The 1,371-nt window shown below is 42.6% G+C and carries 1 protein-coding gene; it reads right to left on the minus strand.

Translation table 11 applies throughout. The annotated features are described in order from the left end of the window. Positions 1-598 precede the first annotated feature (598 nt). On the minus strand, positions 599-1,371 hold a 773-nt coding region (locus EP166_RS21045), incomplete at its 5' end, for an RHS repeat-associated core domain-containing protein (protein WP_164744054.1).

Here is a 1,371-nt window from a genome sequence, read left to right on the forward strand (position 1 = left end):
CACACACAAACGTTCCTAAAAATACTGCGAAAAGGAATATAGCAATTAATATTTCCACTTCTATTTTGCCTCAAAGTGAGCATAAGGTGCGTTAGTGTTAAAGTACAACACAAAGCTACCTTCTGTCGTGCTTGCTGAGAGCTCCAGTGCAACCCCGGGTTTTAAACTAATGCCACTAAGCTAGCTGGATACCCATCACAATTACAAACGGTAACAATGGGTTTCCTGACTAGCTTATTCCTAAACTCAATGAACTTTACTGATTACTTTTATATGCCATGAGTATTTCATAAGTCCAATAAATCAACAATATTATAGGGGCTAGAATAATCACAACTATCATCAATGCAGGGAATGGCAATAGGATTAACACTATTAGAGTTTTATACTTTAACAACCTAATAAGCCCATCAAATATAACCAACATAGAAGGAACATATACTACAAAAGCAAAAAGCATAAAACCCATCTTAATCGGACTTTCAACGCTATAAAACCCTCCATTAGATATTAAGACATAGTAAAAAATTGCACCTAAGAAAACGCCCATCCATAGAATGAATATCTTAGTAGCTAATTTTTTTATATTATTCATACGTCACCATAATTTTGGCACTGTCACTGTTCCTTCGTAGACAAATCCAATACCAATTGAATAATCAAACTCCATGCTATTTGACTCTGAATTTAATAAATCAAGGGTAGGCCCGGTAAGCTCAATATTGCCATAGTCCCATGTCTTACCGTTATCACTAGTAGTATTCTCAGCGGAAGCAGACGCACCGAGGAAATCTACGCTTGCAAGAGTTCTACCCTCGCTATACTCAATGACTTTTCCTCTTCTCGTCCAATACTCCCCTACCCTATCTTCCCTTTTCGCTGACCCTAGATCAATCGTTGCACCGAATACTTTATTAATTCTGAAAGACGCTAGATATCCAACTCTGACATTGCCAGTGATACTAAAAGATGCTGATCCCTCTGCATTCTTAGCACTCTCAGTAACAATATTAAACGCGTCAGCACGCTCCCAAGAAGTAGGCTCGTGACCGACATATCCAATATGACCTCCAATAAAGACTCGGGTCTCACACAACCCCAGCCAATCCACCCAAGCCAACGGATTCCCACTCACATACCCATACGCCATCTGCTGGCTCGGGTCTCTAAGCAGTTGGGCGGTATCCAACCCGGTAAACCGCATCAGCTCATGCTGGATTTCTGAGGGAAGGCCCGTGTTCCTGAAGTTCCACAGGTCCGGCTGCATAAACCGTTGAGTATGGGGGTTGTACCAGCGGGCGTCTAGGTGCACCAGGCCGGTGGCGGCTTCGGTGTAGCGGCCGGTGTATTGGTACGGCATCAGGTTGCCGA

Source organism: Saccharospirillum alexandrii (assembly GCF_004000275.1).
GTDB lineage: Bacteria > Pseudomonadota > Gammaproteobacteria > Pseudomonadales > Natronospirillaceae > Saccharospirillum > Saccharospirillum alexandrii.